Raw genomic sequence first — 21595 nt, forward strand, 5'->3', positions numbered from 1 at the left:
ATAAAGCCCCTGCACCTTGTCGATCAGAAAGGCGATGATTTCCCGCTGCGCCTTCTCGTCGAACTCACCGTTCTTGTCAAATGCAGTCAGCACAGGCGGGATGATTCCCCTGATCTTTCCCTCTTCTCCCATCTCGATAGCCTCCTCTCGGTACATGGTTTTCGGCTGAAATCCCCGTGATTGTCAGCCCTTTCCCTCAGGCGCCGTAACAATGGCTCAAAACCTCGTGAACCGTTGTCTCGCTCGCCGTGATCTCCTTGATGACTCTCCCCTGCCGCAAGACGATAATTCTATCACATACGCCGACGAGCTCCTCGAGTTCAGAGGAGATATAGAGAATCCCCACCCCTCCCCCGGCCAACCGCCTCACCAGCTTGTAGATCTCGAATTTTGATCCCACATCGATACCACGCGTCGGCTCGTCGAAGATCATCACCCTGTTCTTCCCGATCAGCCATTTGCCCAGTACTAGCTTCTGCTGGTTCCCGCCGCTCAGCAACTCGGCGTTCTGCCCGATCCCTGAGGTCTGAATGGAAAGGGATCTCACGATTCCTTTCGCGGACAGGCGTTCCCTTTTCCTGCTCAGGATCTGAGGACACCAACGGGCCAGCTTGAAAAGCCTCAGGTTGGCAAGGGTCAGGTTCTCTCGAACGTTCATGCTCAGGACCAGGCCTTGTCTTCTCCGCTCCTCAGGGACGAGCGCTATGCCGTGGCCGACGGCATCAGAGGCGGACCGGATATGGACCGGCTTTCCATCCAAACGGATCTCCCCGCCGTCATACGCCATGGTACCGAAAAGAGCGCTTGCCACCTCGGTCCTGCCGGATCCGACAAGTCCCGCAAGGCCGAGGATCTCACCCTGGTGGAGCTCGAAGTCGACTCCCTGCAGCCGGTCTCCCATGCAGAGTCCGGAAACGGATAGAACAGTCCGGCCCAAGGCCTGAGGTCGACCGCGACGGGGAAACCGGTCGGCGAGGCTCCTCCCGATCATCGATGAGGCCAGATCCTTTGCGCTGATCTCGTCGACACCCGCGGTCAGGACCCGCTGGCCGTCCTTCAAGACCGTGACGCGTTGCGCGATCTCGAAAATCTCCTCCAACCTGTGCGAGATGTAGATCACACTGGCTCCGCTTCGCTGCAGGGAGCGGACGACCTCGAAGAGCTCTTCCACCTCCCTCTTGCTGAGCGAGGCCGTAGGCTCATCCATTACGACGATTCTCCCTTCGGAGTAAAGAGCCCTTGCTATGGCCACGATCCATTGATGGCCGACCGAGAGCTCCTGGGCAGGAGTCCTCGGGTTGATCTCTATCCCGAGCCTTTCCAGGACCCGAGAAGCCCTGTTGAACAGATCCCTCCATCGAATCGTTCCGAGTATCCCCCTGGGATATCTGTCACCCAGAACTATATTCTCGCCGATACTGAACCAGGGCACAAGGTTCAACTCCTGGTGGATGAATCGCATTCCCAACCGGTGGGACATCTGGGGAGTCAATTCACGCAACTCCTCTCCGTCCAAGAGGATCCTTCCAGAGTCTTTGGGATATATCCCCGCGAGGACCTTTATAAGGGTCGATTTGCCCGCCCCATTCTGTCCCACCAGGGCGTGCACTTCCCCGGGCATCAGATCGAAATCGACACGATCCAGCGCCACTGTCCCCGGGAATCGCTTCACGATCTCAAGCATCTCCAATCTGGCTCGATCCGTCATATTCCGAGATCTCCCAGGATTCTACAAGAGCCTCGCAGTCTGGTCAGGTATCAACCCATAGGGGCAGTTTCGCTTCCGGCCGGATTCACCAACCCTTCTCTCTACCGCGATTCGTCATAACTCACCCAGGGCCTCTGCACAATGAGGTTTCCTCCGGTGATACCGACCACCTCTCCGGTAATGTAGTCGGAAAGATCCGATGCGAGATACAGCACCAGATTGGCGATATCTCGCGGCTTTCCAAATCGCCTCAGCGAGATATATCTGAGTTTTTCTCCTCCCCTAGTGGAAATCAGATCCCGGGTCATCGGGGTCTCGACAACACCTGGAGCGTAGGCATTGACGTTGATATTGTACGGAGCCAGTTCGGCGGCCAGCACCTTGGTGAGGATTGCAACGCCTGCCTTGGAGATCGAATAGGCCGCCATTCCCACGTCGGGTATCTGAGCGAGGATGGAACTGGCACTGATTATCTTGCCCCTCTTCTGCCTTTTCATCGGCTCGATGACCGCCCGGCTGCAATGAAACACACCCTTGAGGTTTATGTCCATCACGCGGCCCCACACCTCCTCGGTCATCTCATGGACAAAGGCCCTTCTGACTATCCCGGCATTATTGATCAGGATGTCGATCCTTCCGTATCTCTCTACTACAGCCCCGACCATTCGACTCACTTCGCCGCCATCGGCCACGTCCGCCGCTATCGGCAGGGCATTACTGCCAAGCTCCTTCAGGCTCCGGGCGAGTTCCTCGATGCCCTGAGGATCTATGTCGTTCACCGCCACGTGGGCGCCCTCTTCGGCAAATGCAAGAGCAATGGCACGCCCTATTCCCTGAGCCGCCCCGGTAACCAGGGCAACCCTGTCCTTCAATCCGAATTCCATTTTGATCTCTCCAGAAGGTCTACCGAAGGCCGGGCCTTCAGAGGACCGGTTTCCCCCGATCCCCACCCTAGATCGCGAGTTTCTTTGTTATCCCCGAAGCCGATACCGCGAGAATCAGGATGACTCCCGTAATGATACTCTGGTAGAAGTACTGCACATTCAGAATGGTCAGACCGTTGGTCAGGACACCCATGAGCAGAGAACCGACCAACGTACCCAGAATGTGAAACTCCCCCACCTTGATTGTGGCCGCTCCCAGGAAGACCACCGTGAAGCTGCTGAGAAGAAAGACCTCTCCCCCCGTGGGATGTCCGGCCCCGATACGGGACGTCAGAAGGATCCCGGTAAGGGCCGCGCATGTGGAGCAGATGGCAAACCCTATGAGCTTGCACTTTCTGATATCGATCCCCGAGAACTTTGCCGCCACCGGGTTGCCGCCCACCGCACACATCTGCCTGCCTATTTCCGTGTGGGAGAGCAGGACCCAGAGCAAAAACAGCACGATCACCATGATAATGATGAGATTCGGGATGCCGGCCACTTTCCCCCGGGCTATGGCGAGAAAGGAAGGGGGAATCCCGTAGAAGATGGTGGCACCGCCGGTGTACCAGTACGTCAGCCCGGTGAGGATGGACATCATGGCAATGGTGGCGACAAAGGACGAGACCCCGAGAAAGAATACGACCGATCCGTTGATCAGCCCCACAACGACGCCGACCAGGATACCCAGAGAGAATCCCACGAGAGTGCCGTACTTGCCCGCTTCACCTACTGCCAGACACCCGACAAATGAGGAGAGGGTTCCTATGGACAGGTCGAACTCCATCATTACCATGGCAGAGGTCAATCCCGCCGAAATGATGCTCACCAGTGCGATCTGGTTGAGGATGTTGAGCAGATTGGAAACCGAAAAGAACGAGCCCGGTTTGAGGAATGAAAAGACAAGGATCAGTATTCCCAGCCCCAAAATCGTCCCGTACTTTCCCATGAAAAGACGGAGGGATTCTGACCGGCTGGAATCCACCATTCGTGTTTTGCCTGTGATTGCCACGCTTCGCCTTCCCGTACGCAGTCAAGAGGGTTGGAGTTTGCTTCCCTGCGGGCCAAAGGCAGCATGGCCCACAGGGAAGTCTCGATCAAAAGAGGTCTCCCGAAGAGAAGGCCCTCACTGGTACACTCCCTCGGGGTTATAGTAATGGCCCTTGGGAGGACAATTCTCCTTTGTTACGAGGTAGCAGGGGATGTAGAACTGGGATTTTGTTATTCTTCCACCTGCAAAATGGGCCTTCATCTGCTCGACGAAGATGTGAGCCGCCTTCTCCCATTGGATCGCAACGGTGGCTGCGAAGGGACTGCCGGGTTTCCTGATCTCATCGAATGTCCAGAGGTTCCCGTCTATCCCCACGACAAAGATATCCTTCCGCCCCGGGGCCTCGATGGCCTGCATGGGACCGAGGGCAAGCTCATCCCAGGCTCCCCAGACGGCCTTGATCTTTCCGGGCTCGCGATTGGCCAAGAGCAGGCTCTCCATCGCCTTTCTGCAATCGTCGATATGGCCGGGCATCTTGGTTACGTGCTCGGCGAGCATTTTGATGCCGGGGTTCTCTGCCAGTATCGCCTTCATCACCTGGATCCTCTTCCGGGGACAGGGGTCGGTGAGCCACTCCATGGCAACGATGTTCCCCTCATGGCCGAGCCTGTCGACCATATATGTGGTCTCCAAGGCTGATGCCACATACTCGTTGGGAGCAATATCAAAGGTCACGCCCTTTGTCCACCCGCTGATGGTCACAACCGGGATCCCCGCTTTCCTGCAAGCCGGAATGACCTCGCCTTCCAGGAGGCCGACCGAGGGGAACAGCACAAATATCGCATCCACCCGCTCCTGGACCCAGGTCAGGCAGGTGCTTATCAGTCGTTGTTGGTCTGATTTGGTGTCGACAAGGATGGGCTTCCAGCCTTCCTGCTTGCACAACTTCACCGCCTCATTGCCTATCCTGGGCGGAACGGCCGCGGCCAGGTAGAGGCTTATGATGCCGATCGTCCTCTGCTTGGCAGCAAGAACCGTGTCCGAAACTCCGAGAAGAACTCCGGCCGCCACAAGTAAAACCACAAGCACACGAGCTTTTTTAGTCCAGTCCATTTGTCCCTCCTTTTGCGAGATTCCTTGTTAATGATCCCAGGTATCGGCTATCCCAGCAAGGCCGCCTGTCCCCGGGCCGGATCGATCTGCCGAGTCTCTCACCTCCCTTCAGCGATTCTCTTGTTGCCTCTCTTTTGTCCGCGGCTGCCGCCTCTGTTCCTATCCGCGCCGACTCGCTTTCCGAGGCCTACCACACCGAATATCCTCCATCCACGAGGATGTCCTGTCCTGTCAGAAAGCCAGAGCTCTCGGAACAGAGGAAGACCACAAGGCCGTCCAGATCTTCCGGCCTGCCCACCCGGTGCATGGGAACCGAGTCGAGAACCTGTCTTAGCGTCTGCTCCTCCCCCAGCGCCTTCTCGGTAAGGGGTGTCAGCATGATTCCGGGACTCAGACAGTTGACCGTGATGTTGTAAGGTGCCAGTTCCACGGCGAGCCGTTTCGTCATCCCGATGATTCCGGCTTTTGAGGCCGAGTAGTTGTAGCCGCCGTTGAAACGCTCCGGCCGCGGTGCGTGGGTCGCCGCGATCGAGGCCACACTGAGAATCCGCCCCCAGCGCCGGGGGATCATCAACCTGCTTGCCTCCCTGCAACAGAGAAAAGTGCCTGTCAGGTTGACTCTCAAGACCTGCTCCCATGTCTCCAGGCTCATCTCCTCGAGCCACTCTGCCTTGGAAACGCCGGCGCTGCATACCAGGATGTCGAGTCCGCCCGTTTCCCGTCCGATACGGCCGAAGGTCTCTTCGACGGATCTTGTATCCGTAACGTCCAGGAAGACGCCCCGTGTCTTCCGGACCCCAGAGGATCCTGCCTCCCCTGCCGCACTGCAGGCTCCCTGTTCATCGATGTCGCCGAAGTATACACCGGCGCCTGCCGCAGCGAGGACGGTCCCCATCCGCCTTCCCAGCCCGGAGGCGGCTCCTGTGACGAGCGCGGTCCTGCCCTCGAGGCCGAAAAGCCGCACGAGATTGTCGGCAGTGCTGTCCGAGAACCCTTGCCGCTTGATCTTCACCTGCTTCCCCTCTCTGGTTCCTCCTCGACTGTTTGTGAGGCACGCGTCCGGCTCAGCGATTCGTTGGCATGCCTCAATCCGCCGTAACACTCGCTGAAGACCTGAAACAGTTCGTCATAGACGCTTGCCGCATCCGGGTCGGAGGAGGTCACACCCGTGACCCTGGTGAACCTGTCCACGGCGGAAAAACCCTCGAAAACTCCGATTCCAACCCCTCCGACCAGGGCGGCTCCCAGGGTATTTGCCTCCTGCCGGGCGGAAAGGGTAAGGATATCCTTCTTGAGAACACCGGCGAGTATCTGTCGCCAGAGGTCGCTCTTTGCTCCTCCGCCGATTATCCGGATGCTTTTGAAAGCGCCCTTTTTCTCGAGGTGCTCCAACATGATGCGGAGGTTGAAGGCGATCCCTTCCAGGATCGCCCTGACCAGGTCCGCCTTCTTGACGGTCAGGTTGAGCCCGAGAAATGCTCCCCGGGCGTTCAGGTCATAATGAGGCGCACCGCCGGGCCGCAGATAGGGGAGGAAAATGACCCCCCTTGCGCCCATAGGAGAGGTGCCGGCGAGCCGATCCACCCGGGCAAAGGATTCAGACTCCTCCCGGCCTGGCGACTCTGGACCCAGGAAAATCTCGTTTCTGGCCCACTTATAGGCCACACCGGCGCTGAACATGATGATCTGTGATGTGAAGAGACCGGGCACCACGTGAGCCACGGTCATCGGCCGTGCCGATAGATCGATGATGGGCTCTCTGGTCGCGACAGAGACCCAGGCAGCAGACCCCAGGCACATGTACGGAACATCTTCCGTGACGGCTCCTGCACCAGCGGTTCCGCAGGCAACGTCGCCGCCCCCCAACACGACGGGTGTGCCCTCTGTCAGCCCGACCGTACGGGCGGCCTCGTGGGAAAGCTTCCCGACGACCGCGGTGCTCGGAAGGATCCGGGGCATCTTGTCCAGGTCAATTCCGAGGATTTCCAAGAAATCCTCGTGCCAGGCAAGGCTTTTCAGGTGGAGCAGTCCCGTGTTGGATGCATCCGAGGGGTCTGTGGCTATGTTTCCCGTCAACCATGCACAGATCACGTCTTTTGTGCCGATGAACTTCGCACTTCGCCGGTAGAGGTCTGGTTGGTGCTCCTTGATCCACGCGATCTTGGCAGCCGGATACAGCACCACATCGAGTCCCCCTCCTGTGTCCGAGTAGAACCTCTTCCAGCCGATCGCCTCCAGGATCCGGTCGGCCTGGGCGCGGCTCCGGTTGTCTGCCCACAGCATGGCTCGAGGGGAAAGGGGTGCCCCCTCCTTGTCGACGGGGATACACCCCATCATGTGGCCGCTGAAGGCGATACATGCGACCTCGCCGGGCCGGATCCGGCTTGTCTCGAGCAGTTCGGCTGTCGTGCGGACAAAGGCCCTTTTCCAGTCTGCCGGATCCTGCTCGACCCATCCCTCTTGGGGAAAGTGGGTGGGGTATGGATGGTGGGCCGTTGCAAGGAGTTCCCCGTCCTCTCTGCAGAGAGAAGCCTTGCAACCAGTCGTGCCGAAATCGTATGCTCCGATGATCACCCGGCTTTGCCCCCCTTTCTCTCTGAAAGAAAAGACTCTCCCCCGCCTTGCTAAGTCCTCCGGACCGCTTCTGAATACTCTTCCAGGCCGAGTTCCCGGAGTTTCTCGGGAGTGGGGAGCCCGCTGGCAGGGTCCCATCCCCGCTCCTCATAGTAGTCGTCGAGAAGCATGTCCACGTCCTGTCTTGTCATTACCTTTGTCTGATAGTAGTCCTTCATCTCTATTCGTCCTTCGGGTGACTCCATGGGCCGGAACCAAACCTCGGGCACCCTGTCTTCTTTTCGGGTGAAGCCCTCTCGCGCGTTGAGAACCTTCGCGAGGTTGCCGATGCGCTCTCCATGATCCACGAGTTCTCCGGGGGTCAGGTTTTCGCCGGTGGAGGTGTTGTAGAGTCTCGCGAGGTCGTCGCCGAATATCAGGCCCTGATAGGTGTAGATCGTGCAGAGGCCCAGGGCGTTCTTGACCCGCATCATGTCTTCCATGTACCGTGTGTACCGCCCCACGTTGAATTTTCCGCTGTACGGTGACTCGGTGAATATGCGATCGATGGCCTCCCGGGAAATCCCCCACCGTTCAACCTGCTCCCGGATCTCTTCGATCGTCTTGTTGCGGCTGTTCGTACGGGTATGGGATCCGCCATGATGGGGGCGGGGGCGGGTGAAGAAGGTCATCATCAGGGGATGGAAATTCGAAGCCCTGGCGTCATAGATGAAGTCGATGCCCTTGCAGATCCCCGCATACCAGTATTCCTGGGGATCGAGCCCGAACTCCTTTTTCAGGCGAAGCCACCCGTCGGCGAGAATGTCGCCGAACCCCTCTCGGTTCGCCGTCATCTCGTACAGTCTCAGATAGGTCTCATACCCCCTTGTGAGTTCGAGCCCACCCGTGTCCTCCCTTTTCAACCGGCCGAGTTCGTACATCTTGGTCACGAAATCGATCATCCGGGTGGTCGTGTAGAAATCGAGACCCGTTCTGGAATTGGCGTCCGCCACGAGGTGGATCATCTTTCTGAAATCCTCCACACCCAGAAGCATCCCCGAGGTCGCACTCTTGCTGAAGGGCGAGCCGAAGCCGACTTCGCCGTCGTACTCTCCCCCCTTGGTCTTCCACTTGAGACGACAGCTCAGGAGGCAGGAGTTGCAGCCGATGACCTCCTCGACGGTCTCCATCCGGGTCTTTTCGCCGTAGAGTTCGTCCCACTTGTCCTTGGGCCAGATCCCCGGGTACTGGGTGTGCTTGAAGGTGTCCCATCCGGCTGCCAAACCGAGTTTGATCCAGTGCTCGCGTCTCGACCACTTGAGCACACGCTGGCGCAGTTCCCTCGAGACGTGCATGAACCGGGCAGGCTGGCTGACCGCCACGTCTCCGGAGCCCGTAACGACGATCGCCTTGAGATTCTTCGCTCCCATGAGCGCGCCGAGTCCCCCCCGACCGAGTGAGTCTGTCTTGTCGACAATGGTGAGAGCATTACGCACGAGGTTCTCTCCGGCCGTCCCGATGACCACGACACCCGCCTCCGGACCTTCCCTGCGGACGAGTTCGTTGGAGACCTCTTCGATCCCTCGACCCCAGAGATCCCGGGCCTCGACCAGATCGATCTCTCGGTCCCTGATTCTCAGGTAGACGGGCGAGTCGGCCTTTCCGCTGATCAGGAGATGATCGCAGCCCGCCCGTTTCAGTGCGATACCCAGATACCTCCCCCCTGTGGTACAGGAACCGACAAAATGCTTGCCGTCCTCCGCGGCAATAGTCGGAAATTTCGTGATCACCGTGGTTTTCGGCGCACCCGGGGTGAGTGTGCCTGCGAGAATACCCGGGCTCATTGCGATGATGTTCTCAGGCGAGAAGGGATCGGTTCCCGGCGGCAGATTGTCGGCAACCAGCTTCCAACCAACGCCGCTTCCACCGAGGAACCGCCTGTCTGTCTCCTCTTGGACCGGTTCTCTTTCCACGGTGCCGGCAGACAGATCGACCCGCACAATCCAGCTCGTTGGGTGAGTCACAGATCTTCTCCTTTCTTCACGAACGTACGAGGATTTTGTAACCCCCACCTTCCGATCCACTCGTGATGGTTCCGTATCCGCATGCCTTGATGCAGGCAGGGTCCCCGCCGCAGAGGTCACACCCCATGGGATAGATCACAGGCGCGGTATGGTCTGTTTCCACATCCCGTTCCAGTCGGATCATGGACTTGGCCGGATTGAACAGGCCGGCCTTCGAAAAAGAACACGCCAACTGGCAGCTTCGACACCCACGGCAGTTCTTCACGTTGATGACAAGATGGTCCACACGTTTCACCTGGCTATCCTCCTCGCGGCCGGTAGACGATCTCCAGACGGTTGCCCTCCGGGTCTTCAAAGTATCCGATCTTCCAGCCATTGCTGGTGTCACGGACGTCATGGAGGGAGACGCCTTTGGATTGGAGAAGGCCGGCTGTCCGGTCAAAGTCTTCGACCACCAATCCAACATGGCTGTACCCCGGATCGGTCAGTTCTCTCTTGTGAGGCGGCGAAGGCGAGGGGAGGATCTCGATCTGCCATCCTCCCTCCCCTTCCAGGAAGTAGATCGGGGGCCTTCCCTCCTTCTCCAGCTTGCGGACAACGGAGAAACCAAGCTTCTCACGGTACCACCGGGACAGGCCCTCCGAGTCATTGGCATAGATACCCAAGTGTTCGACTCTCATCTTCAGTCCTCCACATCGGCAAAGGCGGTTACGGGCATGGCTTCCAGCCCAAAGAGGCGAAGGGGAATCACATAGGCCCGGGAAATTGTTCTGCCGACCAGGGGCGCAAGGTTCGCATCCTCCACCAGGAGGAACCTGCGCTTCTTCTTCAAGAGAAAGGTCTTGTGCACCGGAAACTGAGGACTCAGCCCCTTTGCCTCGGGGATGTTCTCGATCCCTATCAGATCGACTCCCACTCCCCGGAGATTGAAGTTGTCCACGAGATAGTGAGCAGCGTCGACTGAGAAGCTCGGCTGTCCGGCCACATACCGCTTTGGGTCGGTCTTTCGGACCTCGGAAAACCCGGTATAGACAAGGAGAAGATCGCTCTCGGCGAGCCTGGCCTCCGAGGGTTTGAGATCCTCGACCGATATTCTCTCCATGTCGCCTTTGGGAATCTCCAGGAGAAGGGGCTTATCGAATACGAAATCCGAGATCTCGAAGTCCTCCAGCTTCAAGGCCTCCGGGCTCACGTGAAAGGGAACATCGATGTGCGTTCCGGTATGGACAAAAAACTCGACGATACTCGTATTGTTGTAAGATCCCCAGCGGACCCCCCGGCCCTCTTCACCCGGGGCCGGGCCTTGGACCATCCGGGATCGTGGCCTCACCTCGGGCGGGGCGATATCGCCCGGCATCACGATCTCTTTCGGGTCCAGAGAGTAGGAGAATTCGATCAGCATATCAGTCCCTCCTTTCTTCGATTGTTCCCGGATCACCCTTTGCCCTGGCTGTTCGAAAGAGCAGGATACAACAGGTCTTGTAGGCTTGTCAATATGTATTTACAAGATTATGTAAATAATCCTTGACATAATCTTCATTTGCCTGTAAAAGAAGACAGACAAGGATTCACGGGGAGGGACCAGATGAGAGATCTCGCAGAACTTCTCGAAGAAGCGAACCTGGAGCGGCGCCTTTTTGAATTCCCCGTGCCCCGCTACTATCAGCTCAGCCGGGTCCTTCAAAAGCTGATCCAGGACGAGGCATTCCAACCGGGGGACCGATTTCCAACCGAGGAGGCGATCTCAAACTGCTTTCACGTGAGCCGTCCCACGGCCAACAAGGCGGTCCAACTCTTGATCCACGAGGGGTATCTGTCCCGCGACAAGGGGCTGGGGACCTATGTCAAGGAGAAACCCCTGGTTGAGTTCACCTTCCTTACGGACAGTCTGAGTTTTGCCGAACAGTTTCCCCCGGATGTACCCATACGAAACGAGTTGATCTGGAGCAAGACCGTGGCCGCCACGCCGAAAGTGGCCAAGGCCCTCGACCTCCAGCCGGGGGCCCCTACGGTGCTGATGAGGCGATTGAGGTTCGTGTATGGCCACCCCCTCATGGTATGTGATTCCCAACTTTCGGCTGAGAGATTTCCGGAGATTGCAAAGAAGGAGTTTGTTCGAGACAGCCTCTATGCGACACTCGCAGAGAGGTACGACTGCCCCGTCCTGTCCTCAGAGAGGTTCACCGTCGCAATCGAAATCACGGAGCGCGAAGTTGCAGACCTTCTCGAAATCCAGCCTTTCTCTCCTGCCCTGATGATAACCGGCACTTCATTCACCCATGGGCGCAGGCCGGTAGACTACCTGAGGACCTTCCTGCGGGAGGGCTCGGTACTCAAGACGAAGGTTACTCGCCGCACGGAAAAGAACAGGGGGATCAAAACAGATCCTGGAAAGTAAAGGAGGGATCGGATATGGGGGATTTGATTCTCGCCCATGATCTCGGGACAACCGGAAACAAGGCGTCTCTCTATGACCTCTCGGGCAGACTCGTGGGTAGCTGCTACCATCCCTACGAGACCTTCTATCCCCGACCGGGCTGGGTCGAGCAGGATCCTGAAGACTGGTGGAAGGCATTCGTCGATTCGACAAGACGGGTGATCGATTCCGCAAAGGTGGAACCTTCTCGGATCCTGGGTCTCTGTTTCAGCGGCCATATGATGGCGGGGATTCCGGTCGACAGGGAAGGTAGAGTCCTCCAGAAAAGGGTCTTCCTCTGGGCGGATCATCGTAGCCAGGACCAGGCAGAACGAATCAAGCAGACGGTTGGCTGGGAGAATTTCTACCACAGGACAGGTGGGGGAATGGAGATAGCCCTCTACCCGATTGCAAAGATCCTCTGGTTGAAGGAGAACCAGCCGGAGATATACCGCCGGGCATACAGATTCCTCGGAACCAAGGACGTGCTGGTGCAGCGTCTCACGGGCCGCTTTGTCACGGATTTTTCCGATGCTTCAAACACCGGCCTATTGGATCTCCGGCAGAGGGTCTGGGCAAAGGACCTCCTCGCTGAGGTGGGAATCGACGAGACAAAACTGCCCGACGAGATCCTCCCGTCAGACACCCCCGTAGGCACGGTTAAGGAAGAGGTCAGCCAAGCTACAGGGCTCAAGCCGGGGACCCCCGTGATCCTGGGAGGAGGTGACGTGGCGTGCGCCGCCCTGGGAGCAGGGGTCATAGAGGAGGGTTGTGTGTACAACTATATCGGCTCAGCCTCATGGCTGGCCCTGGCTTCCTCTTTTCCGGTTTTCGACGATCGGATGAGGCCCTTCACCCTCTGCCACATCATCCCGAACATGTATGTGGTCCAGCTGGCAACTTTCTCGGCAGGTGTGGTCTACGCATGGATCCGCGATCAGATCTGCTGGCTGGAGAGTGCCGCTGCACAGCGCCTCGGCCAGAGCGCCTTTGACTGGATGAACCAGGAGGCTTCAAGTTCCACTCCCGGTGCCAACGGGCTCATCTTCCTTCCCAACCTGCGCCCAGGAGGAGCCCCCCACAATGATCTGAAAGCGCGGGGGGCGTTGCTCGGCCTCACCCTGGCTCACAAGAGGGAGGACATCTTCCGAGCCGCTCTGGAGGGGATTACTTTCAACATCCGTCTCTTGTGCGAGGCACTGGAAAAGCAGGCCGGCCGCTCATTTCCGGAGATAAGAATGATAGGGGGAGGCTCCAAGAGCTCACTGTGGCAAGAGATCGAGGCCAACGTGCTGAACAAGAGAATCGCCACCCTCTCCACCCAACAAGAGGCCAACTCCCTGGGGGCCGCGATTACCGCGGGGGTGGCTCTGGGGGTGTTTGAAAGCTTTCAGAAAGCGGCTCAGGAGTTCATAGAAATCCGGAAGGTCACGAAACCCAGGGAAGACATACGCAGGGTCTACGACCGGCAGTTCGAGCTCTTCAACAAGGCGTACGGGTCCCTTGTTCCTGTGAACGACGCCCTTGCCGAGATGGCGAGGGACGATAGTCCATGAACCTGAAAAACGAGACCGGCAGCATTTGGGGACGCCGGTGGTTCGAACGCTCTGTTCCGGAGGTGATTGATCCGGAGAAGATTCCGACAAAGGAGGTGATTGTATGGTGGTTTGAGAGTCTGGAAGAGTGGGATCATGAAGGGCCGAACAAGCTTGATCTCCGCATCAATAGGAAAAGGAGGGAGGAAAAATGAACAACAAGAGTTTTAAGAGAATCTTTGCAACCTTGCTCGCTCTGAGCTTTGTCGCTGTGATCGTGACCTGCTTCGCCGTCCCGGAAGGGTTTTCCCAGGAGGCCAGGTATCGCCTGGACAGGGACACGGCCTTCGATGTATTCCTGAAAAAGCATGCGTGGCTCGATTGGTGGAACAACGCGCCCATAATCGGGCAGTACAAGAAAGACCCTCCCTACAAGATCGGGTTCATAACCAGTTGGCGAGGCAATCCCTGGCAAGAGGTCAACATCCGGGAGTTCAAACGGGAGGTGGAAAGATCGCCCCTCATCACGGAATACGTGCACATGGACAGCGCGGGATCGGTGGATACCCAGATTTCCAACCTCAGGGACATGTTCACCATGTTCAAGGCCGGCAAGCTCGACGGAATCATCGTCGATCCCCTCGATCCCATGGCCCTCGTGGACACGATCGATGAGATCTACGACGCCGGATGCCCGATCATTCTGTTCAACGACGCGGCCAACACGACAAAGTACAACTGTTACATCGGAAACGACCCCTGGACATTCGGGACCCTCAGCGCAGAGTGGTTGGCAAAAGAGCTGGGGTACAAGGGCAAGATCCTCTTTTTCCGCGGCCTGAAGGGTTATCCGATCGACATCGGCCGCAGCGGTGGAGGACTGTCGGTTTTCAAGAAATACCCTGACATAAAGATCGCAGCCATCGAATACGCAGATTGGTCATATGACAAGGCCAAGAAAAAGTTCATCGACATGGTCGCAGCGCATCCTCGATTCGACGCGATCTACTCTGTTGGAGGCCAGATGTCCAATGCCATAACCGATGCCATGATCGAACTCGGTATGGATCCGAGTAAGTATCCCCACGCTTCCGAGGATCAGAACGGGTTCATGCAAAAGTGCATCAAGTACAACATCAAGGCCTTCGCATCATGCCATCCGTCGATATGCAGCGCCATCTCCGTGGTCATGATGCAGATGCTCCTCCAGGGATATCCTGTTCCGAGGATGTATTTCTACCCGACACCGGGGATTCCTTCAGAGAAATTCAAGGATTTCGTCCGACCGAACGCGCCGGAAGGCATATTCGTCTTTACGCCGCTGCCGGACAAGGTGCTCAATGAGATCATCAAGTGAGGAAACAGGACGTCTCCACAGTATCTCTCCCGGATTTCATGGGGGGGATTGCTGAACATCTCGCAGGGGTGTCACTCCGTATGGACGCGTCGCCTGGGATAGAGGGAGTGGCACCCCCTGCAGACGTCCGGGTTTCCAAGAGAAGGCCGGGAATCTTCTGCTTCCCGTTGTCTTGTCTCTTCCCGGTGTCAAAATGGAACTCGGACCAGAGGGCAGAGGAGTCCAAGAAAGCATGATGGAAACGGTGAGGGTCGACTCGATCAGAAAACGCTTTCCCGGAGTCGAGGTGTTGAAGGGGATCACCTTTTCGTTGCAGCAAGGCAGGATCTACGGGCTGGTGGGAGAGAACGGTGCTGGAAAGTCCACCCTGGTAAAGATCTTGATGGGCATACACGAGCCGGACGAAGGAGAGGTCTTCATATGCGGGGAGAAGGCCCGCGTGAAGGAGCCTTCTCAGGCCAGGTACAGGTACAAGATGGACACGGTGTTTCAAGAACACGCCCTCATACCTCAGTTGAGCGTTGCCGAGAACATCTTCCTCGACAAGCTGGATGAATTCTACGAGAAAGGACTTATCAGCCGGAAGAGAGTGCAGGAGGAGGCGAGAAGAGCCCTGGGCGAGGTGGGCCTGGATGATATCGACGTCACTCTCCCTGCGGGCGAATTCGGTGAAGACGACAAGAGTCTTATCGAGCTTGCCAAGGCCCTGTCGCGCAGGCCCGAGGTTCTGATCTTGGACGAGATGACCGCTCCTCTGGAAAGCAGTGTCGTAAGCGGTGTGTTCGACGTGATGAGGGATTTGAAAAAGAGGGGGAAGACGCTTGTTTTCATTTCCCATCGATTGGAAGAGGTATTCGAGATATGCGATGAGATCATCGTCTTGAGAGATGGAAACCTGGAAGGTGTGGTGGAGAACGACCGGCAACAGGATCCCCTCTCGATAAGGAAGAGAGTCATCGGCATGATGACGGGCACTGAGAGGGGACTCGAGTTCCCGGAAAAGGCCGGTCTGAAATCAAAAGGCGATGTCGTCCTATCTCTTCGGAATGTCAAGAACAAACTGTTAAGGGACGTCAGCCTGGAGGTCCGCAAGGGGGAGATCGTTGCACTGGCTGGTCTCAGAGGACAGGGACAGAGTGCACTCCTCCGTACCATCGCGGGCCTTCTTCCCGTGGAGGGCGGGGACATCCGAATTCTGGGAAAGGACGTGAAGATAAGGAGCCCCAGAGATGCAATAGAGGACGGCATCTTCTATATCTCCCACAAGAGGGACGAGGAGGAGCTCTGGCTGACCCATGATGTCTGGCTGAACATCTCTGTGGCAAGTATAGGGGATAGAACACGATTCGGATTCATAAGAAGGGGGGAGGACAGGAAGGCCGTTGAGGCAATGGTTTCGAGGCTCAGGATCGAAACACCCTCTCTGGCACAGATCGTCAGGAATCTCAGTGGAGGAAACAGGCAGAAGGTTGTCCTGGGCAAGTACCTCCTCGCAAGGCCGAAGATCCTTCTCGTGGATCAGCCCACCATAGGGCTCGATGTGGGGGCAAAGGCGGAAATATACCGCCTGCTGAGAAAACTCTCGAACGAGGGAATACCCACACTGGCCGTTTTGACAGACCTGGAGGAGGTGCTCAACCTGCCTGATCGACTCTTGGTGATGCGGGAAGGGCAGGTAGTCAAGGAGTTCTCACAGGAAGTCATGGACGAGGCCGAACTGCTGGATTCATACTACGGGTAGCGAGACGAGGGCAAATGGCGAATAACAGCATTCTGAGAAAGATCCTGTCCGATTGGTACATATACATCGTACTGGTTGCCTTCTGGGCGGTTTCATGCGCCATCTCACCCTTTTTCCGCACAGCCTCCACGTTTTCAACCATATTCGTGAGTGCGGTCCCCATAGCCCTGGTCGGGCTCGGCCAGACCTTTGTCGTTTTGAGCCGTGGTTTCGATCTATCGGTGGGTGTGGTTGCAAGCCTGGCAACAGCCATAGCATCGGTGACCATGCAGTGGGGGATAATCCCGTCTGTGGGACTGATCTTTCTCGTCTCCTGTGCAATCGGGCTCCTCAACGGTCTGGGTGTCACCAAGATGAAAATAGATACCTTTATAATGACACTGGGAATGATGTTCTTCCTTACAGGTGTGACGCTGCTTATCAGACCGAGCCCGGGGGGGTTCATACCCGTCAACTTCAAAAGAGCCTTACTCTATCACGTGGGTGAGTTTCCGTTGATACCTGTTTTGATCCTCGTGGGAACCGCTCTCGTGGGGACGATTGTCCTCCAGAGAAGGAAATTCGGCCGGGAGATCTACGCCGTAGGGGGAAATCCTGAAAGCGCGAAGATGTCCGGGGTGGATGTGGATCGAACCAGGATCAAGGTCTTCACCGTGAGCGCCCTTTCGGCCGCCTGTGCCGGGCTTTTCATTTCGGCGAGAATCGGAAGCGGAAACGCGGCTGCAGGGGCACCCTATCTCTTTGATTCCTTCACGGCCGTGTTCATGGGAGGAACTCTTGTAACGGGCGGCATCGGCGGCTACCGGGGCACCATAGCATCCGCTCTGATCATAGCCTCCATAGGCCACATCCTCCAGTTTCTCGGTATAACCATCTGGTATCACTTCATAGTCAAAGGACTGTTGCTGGCCGGGGTGGCTGGGATCCAGCTGTTCATCGTGAGGAGGGAGACGGGGTAGATGCAACGGAGTGCAAGATTCCAATACGTGGCGGTTCAACCCATCATACTCGCCATGGCGCTGGTCGTCATCATGGCGATCGCGGGTTTCCTCACACCGGGCTTCCTGACCTTTCGCCATTTCAAGATGGTCCTTTACTGCAACACGATGTTGGGCATACTCGCCCTGGCCCAGACAGTCGTAATCCTGTCCGGCGGCATCGACCTGTCCATAGGTTCGACATACTGGATCACCGTCATGGTCGGAGCTCTTCTCATGGTCAAAGGCCAATTTCTGACCTCCGCCGTGATCTGCATCCTGATAGGTGCCGGGATCGGACTCATCAACGGATTGGGTATAGCGAGGCTCAAGATACCGCATGTCGTCATGACCCTGGCGATGATGATTATCCTCACGGGCACCCTCTACGTCACAACCGGAGGGGGCGGGCGCGGGAGAGCCGCTCCCGAGCTTATCCGCCTGAGCACGGGAAGGGTCTTTGGTTTTCCGATCATAACACTGGTCTGGATTGCACTCACAGTCTTGTTCCACATCATCCTGAAGGCCACGGCTTTTGGATGGAAGGTCCGCGCACTCGGGAGCAATCCCTCGGCATGTCATTGTTCTGGAATCAGCATCTGGAAGATTCAGGTTCTGGTCTACATGATGAGTGGGACCCTGGCCGCACTCGCCGGCCTTTTCTACCTCGGCTGGGCAAGAACCCCCTACCCCACCTTTCAGAGTGGAGCCGGCGTCGGGGCGAACATCATGCTCGAATCCATTGCCGCAGTCATCATAGGGGGAACCCTGTTCTCCGGGGGCAGGGGTGGTGTTGAAGGGACGTTCCTCGGGGTCCTCGTCCTGGCTGTCCTGTTCAGCATCTTGAGCATGGCCGGACTGGGAGTGGAGTGGCAGATAATGCTGAACGGCCTGATAATCCTCATCATTGTCGGGGTTCACAGCCGAATCGAAGCGCGGTGAGGAACCAAACAGGCTTGAAGGAGAGAACCCAGCGGCCCACGCCTCCATCAGTCCGAGTTCCAGAACCCCTCTGCCGGGTAGGGCCTGTCGTACCCTGCAAGGCCGTCCATCCAGACAAAAAAACGGTTGAGAAGGGTCGTCCTCTTGACAACCGCCCGGACGGCATCATGGATCAGGCCCGGGGCTTTGTTAAAGGGGCATACCCGGATGCAGGTGGCACAATCCAGGCGGTTTCTCGCCCAGAAACCGAAGCACTTTTCAGCATTGACATACCACTTGAGGACGCCGGAATGGTTAGACATGTTGGGGCCCTCTATGGTCATGTCGCCTAAGGGGATGGCCTGGGAAGGGCAGTGGGTGGCACATTTCTTACAGGTCTTACAGAATTCTACCACTCCGAAGGGGCGGTAGGAATCACAGGTGAGGGGGAGATCCGTGAACACCTTGCACAGGCGGACCCTTGGACCGAATCTTTCGGTGACAAGAAGCCCCATCCGGCTCCACTCCCCCAGCCCTGCAGCCATGGCCAGGGGAATGCTGAGGGCCGTGTCGTTTCCGGCCGGAATCGCCCGGTAGCCGAGGCCCCGGATGAACGTGGCCACGAGATTTGCCACAAAGGCCATCTTCGAATAACCGAGGCCGGTGGCCGCGCCTGCTGTCCCCGTGGGAGAGGAGCGGATGGCGTCATAGTCCATCTCCACGGCCATGACAACGGCGTTGCGGCATTCCCCGGGGATCTCGATGGGATAGTGCTCCATGGTTAGCAGATTGAATTCGTGGGAATAGACCCAGTGGGGATGGACCTTGCAGATGCCGACCAGGTCCGCTCCCAGAAACCCGGCCACTTTCTTCACGATACGGCTCATCTCCTCTGGAGACTCGCTGACCGGCTCCCCCGCCTCCACGAAACGCCGGATCTTGTCCGGGACCCCGTCCCACGAATAGAGCCCGGAGTTGCTCCGGGAGTTTCCCAGACCAAAACCCCACTCGAGGTTCCATGCGGCGTTTCTGAAGGCATAATCGAGCTTTCTATATCCCACTCCGTCCCGGTACCTGACCTCTTTGTAGAAGGCGGTCGCGTAGGGCCGCATCGCCTCATCCCATATGCTTCTTTTGAACATCTCGTCTTTCTGATCAAAACGGTAAGAGGGAACCGGGAAGGGGGGATCGTGCTCGTCTCTGTCATCTTCGCGTAAGGGACTGCCCATTCTCTGTTTCTCCATATGCAGGGACGCCATTTTCTGATCAGTGCCAAAAGGGACCATCTATCCTCCCCGGAACCCGTGACAGGGCTGCCGGTCCCGCAATGACCCAGAGATGTTGGTAGGTTCTTGTCACCCGGAGAGGGTCAGTACAACAGGCTCCGGTCCAGGCTTCGATACTGGATAGCCTCGGAGATGTGCGCCCGCGAGATCGACTCTCTCCCCTCCAGATCAGCAATCGTCCGGGCGACCTTGAGGATCCGAATATAGGCACGAGCGCTCAGGCCGAGCTTGTCAATGGCCGTCTCCAGAAGTTGCCGGCTTCCCTCATCGATGGTACAGAATTTCTTGATATGGCGGTTGGTCATCTGGCCGTTGCAATAGATCCTGTGGCCCTTGAAGCGCTCCAGTTGGATTCTCCGGGCCCTGTTGACCCGCTCCCTGATCACCTTGGAACTCTCTCCTGACCCCTGGTCGGCCATGTCTCTGTACCTCACGGCAGGCACCTCGATCTGAATGTCTATGCGGTCGAGCAGGGGGCCTGAGACCTTTGCGCGGTACCGTTGGATCTGAAGGGCGGTGCACACGCATTCGTTGTTCGGGTCCGAATAGTAACCGCAGGGGCATGGATTCATGGCGGCCACCAGCATGAAGCGGGACGGGTAGGTCAGGGAAGTTGCAGCCCTTGAGATGGTGAGCCTGCCGTCTTCCAGGGGTTGGCGCATCATCTCAAGGTTGTTCTTTCGAAACTCCGGCAACTCGTCGAGGAACAGAACCCCGTTGTGGGCCAGACTCACCTCGCCCGGTCTTGGAAAGCTCCCCCCTCCGATCAGACCGGCGTCCGATATTGTATGGTGGGGAGCCCTGAAGGGGCGCTTCACCACCAGAGCACTTCCCGAGGGAAGAAGCCCTGCCACACTGTGGATCTTAGTGGTCTCCAGGCTCTCCTCGAAGTTCATGTCCGGAAGGATGGTCGGCAGCCTCCGGGCCAGCATCGTCTTTCCCGAACCAGGAGGGCCGATCATGATCACGTTGTGCCCGCCTGCGGCCGCCACCTCCAGAGACCGCTTTGCGTGCTGCTGGCCCTTCACCTCGGAGAAATCCACCCCGTAGTCCGAGTCTGATCGAAAAACCCCGTCAAGATCGACCCGGGCACGATCGATCGACTGCTCGCCGTTTAGAAACCCCACGACCTCAGAGAGACTCGTGACGGGAAGAACCTCGATCTCACCGACCACCGCGGCCTCGTTTGCGTTCTCCTTTGGGACGATTACCCCTCTGAGGCCCTTCTCCCTTGATGCTATCGCTACAGGCAGGCCCCCCTTGACCGGTTTCACCTCCCCGTAGAGCGAGAGTTCTCCCAGTGTCACAAAAGACCCCAAACGCCTCTGGTCCACGGCCCCCGTAGCAGCAAGAATCCCCAGGGCAATGGGCAGATCAAAGGCAGCTCCTTCTTTCCTGATCGCCGCAGGCGCGAGATTGACCGTGATCCTGTCCGAGGGAAACTCGTAACCCGAGTTCTTGATAGCCGCCTTGACCCGGTCCTTGCTCTCCCGGACCGCCCCATCAGGAAGCCCCACCGTGGAGAAAGAGGGGAGCCCATGGGCGATGTCCACCTCAACCTCGACCAGATAGGCATCGATACCGTATACGGCACTGCTCAAGACCTTTGCCAGCATAGCCGACCTCTGGGTGCTTCAGAGACACCCCTTCCCACCGGGAGCCGAAACCGGGATCAAAACCGACCAGCCTATCCTAGCAGTTTTTGCCGGCAGGGACAAGATGGATTTCTACCAAGGTCGCGGGGTCAGGTCTTGAATTATCACCTATTCATCCACGCCGATTTACGATTTTCCTTATTGTGCTGTAATGGCCAAATGCCCGGCTATCTCCGTAAGGGTAAATCCATGCTCCAGGCACGCGGCCGGAATCGCCCTGTTCCTTTCCACCCTGCTTCTCCCCATCACTCCAAACAGTCCCTCTTCCAAGGGAGCTAGAGGCAAAGCGTTTTTGCCTCGGAATCTCCCTGAGCTCGGACCTTTCTCTCGACACTGGACCGATTGTCTCGACAAACTCTTTACCCCCAGAGATGCATTGAGCCTTGAGCTTTTCC

General features: G+C 57.5%; 19 protein-coding genes. 6 read left to right on the forward strand and 13 right to left on the reverse strand.

Annotation, left to right across the window (positions count from 1 at the left end):
- From JRJ26_17675 to JRJ26_17725, 11 genes are all read right to left on the reverse strand, one after another.
- Positions 1–132: dihydrodipicolinate synthase family protein (locus JRJ26_17675; protein MBW2059321.1), on the reverse strand; the 132-nt coding region annotated here is incomplete at its 3' end.
- Between the two features lie 64 nt (positions 133–196).
- Positions 197–1708, reverse strand: coding sequence for a sugar ABC transporter ATP-binding protein (locus JRJ26_17680; GenBank protein ID MBW2059322.1), 1512 nt, complete (start codon positions 1706–1708; stop codon positions 197–199).
- Between the two features lie 101 nt (positions 1709–1809).
- Positions 1810–2592 carry an SDR family oxidoreductase gene (locus tag JRJ26_17685; protein MBW2059323.1) on the reverse strand — a complete coding sequence of 261 codons (783 nt, stop codon included), beginning with the start codon at positions 2590–2592 and terminating at the stop codon, positions 1810–1812.
- A 67-nt stretch (positions 2593–2659) separates the two neighbouring features.
- A complete protein-coding gene (locus JRJ26_17690; GenBank protein ID MBW2059324.1) occupies positions 2660–3643 on the reverse strand; it encodes an ABC transporter permease in 984 nt (327 codons plus the stop codon).
- A 114-nt stretch (positions 3644–3757) separates the two neighbouring features.
- Positions 3758–4735, reverse strand: coding sequence for a substrate-binding domain-containing protein (locus JRJ26_17695; protein MBW2059325.1), 978 nt, complete (start codon positions 4733–4735; stop codon positions 3758–3760).
- Between the two features lie 187 nt (positions 4736–4922).
- Positions 4923–5747: an SDR family oxidoreductase gene (locus JRJ26_17700; GenBank protein ID MBW2059326.1), complete on the reverse strand. Its 825-nt coding sequence runs from the start codon at positions 5745–5747 to the stop codon at positions 4923–4925.
- Positions 5744–7309, reverse strand: coding sequence for an FGGY-family carbohydrate kinase (locus JRJ26_17705; protein ID MBW2059327.1), 1566 nt, complete (start codon positions 7307–7309; stop codon positions 5744–5746). The genes JRJ26_17700 and JRJ26_17705 overlap by 4 nt, the downstream gene beginning before the upstream one ends.
- 50 nt (positions 7310–7359) lie before the next feature.
- Positions 7360–9312: a hypothetical protein gene (locus tag JRJ26_17710; GenBank protein MBW2059328.1), complete on the reverse strand. Its 1953-nt coding sequence runs from the start codon at positions 9310–9312 to the stop codon at positions 7360–7362.
- 16 nt (positions 9313–9328) lie between these two features.
- The gene (locus JRJ26_17715; protein MBW2059329.1) at positions 9329–9607 is read right to left on the reverse strand and encodes a hypothetical protein; all 279 of its coding nucleotides are present in this window, start codon (positions 9605–9607) and stop codon (positions 9329–9331) included.
- 4 nt (positions 9608–9611) lie between these two features.
- Positions 9612–9992 (reverse strand): VOC family protein, encoded by a 381-nt coding sequence (locus tag JRJ26_17720; protein ID MBW2059330.1) that lies wholly within the window; start codon positions 9990–9992, stop codon positions 9612–9614.
- A 2-nt stretch (positions 9993–9994) separates the two neighbouring features.
- Positions 9995–10714, reverse strand: a complete 720-nt coding sequence (locus JRJ26_17725; protein MBW2059331.1) for a cyclase family protein — start codon at positions 10712–10714, stop codon at positions 9995–9997.
- Between the two features lie 183 nt (positions 10715–10897).
- Here JRJ26_17725 and JRJ26_17730 point away from each other — a divergent pair, with 183 nt between their 5' ends.
- The 6 genes from JRJ26_17730 to JRJ26_17755 all read left to right on the forward strand — a co-directional run bounded on the left by JRJ26_17730 (position 10898) and on the right by JRJ26_17755 (position 18280).
- Positions 10898–11710: a GntR family transcriptional regulator gene (locus tag JRJ26_17730; protein MBW2059332.1), complete on the forward strand. Its 813-nt coding sequence runs from the start codon at positions 10898–10900 to the stop codon at positions 11708–11710.
- A gap of 14 nt (positions 11711–11724) precedes the next feature.
- Complete coding sequence (locus tag JRJ26_17735) at positions 11725–13284, forward strand: FGGY-family carbohydrate kinase (GenBank protein ID MBW2059333.1); 1560 nt, start codon at positions 11725–11727, stop codon at positions 13282–13284.
- Positions 13285–13474: 190 nt separating this feature from the next.
- A complete protein-coding gene (locus tag JRJ26_17740) occupies positions 13475–14620 on the forward strand; it encodes a substrate-binding domain-containing protein (GenBank protein ID MBW2059334.1) in 1146 nt (381 codons plus the stop codon).
- A gap of 232 nt (positions 14621–14852) precedes the next feature.
- Positions 14853–16361 carry a sugar ABC transporter ATP-binding protein gene (locus tag JRJ26_17745; GenBank protein MBW2059335.1) on the forward strand — a complete coding sequence of 503 codons (1509 nt, stop codon included), beginning with the start codon at positions 14853–14855 and terminating at the stop codon, positions 16359–16361.
- 14 nt (positions 16362–16375) lie between these two features.
- Positions 16376–17320: an ABC transporter permease gene (locus JRJ26_17750; protein ID MBW2059336.1), complete on the forward strand. Its 945-nt coding sequence runs from the start codon at positions 16376–16378 to the stop codon at positions 17318–17320.
- The gene (locus JRJ26_17755) at positions 17321–18280 is read left to right on the forward strand and encodes an ABC transporter permease (GenBank protein MBW2059337.1); all 960 of its coding nucleotides are present in this window, start codon (positions 17321–17323) and stop codon (positions 18278–18280) included.
- Between the two features lie 47 nt (positions 18281–18327).
- Here the strand turns inward: JRJ26_17755 and JRJ26_17760 are convergent, their stop codons facing one another.
- A complete protein-coding gene (locus tag JRJ26_17760; protein ID MBW2059338.1) occupies positions 18328–19488 on the reverse strand; it encodes a reductive dehalogenase in 1161 nt (386 codons plus the stop codon).
- A 140-nt stretch (positions 19489–19628) separates the two neighbouring features.
- Entirely contained in the window at positions 19629–21161 is a 1533-nt protein-coding gene (locus JRJ26_17765) for a YifB family Mg chelatase-like AAA ATPase (protein MBW2059339.1), read from the reverse strand.
- Positions 21162–21595: the final 434 nt, after the last annotated feature.

The organism is Deltaproteobacteria bacterium, from assembly GCA_019308905.1.
Lineage (GTDB): Bacteria > Desulfobacterota > BSN033 > WVXP01 > WVXP01 > JAFDHF01.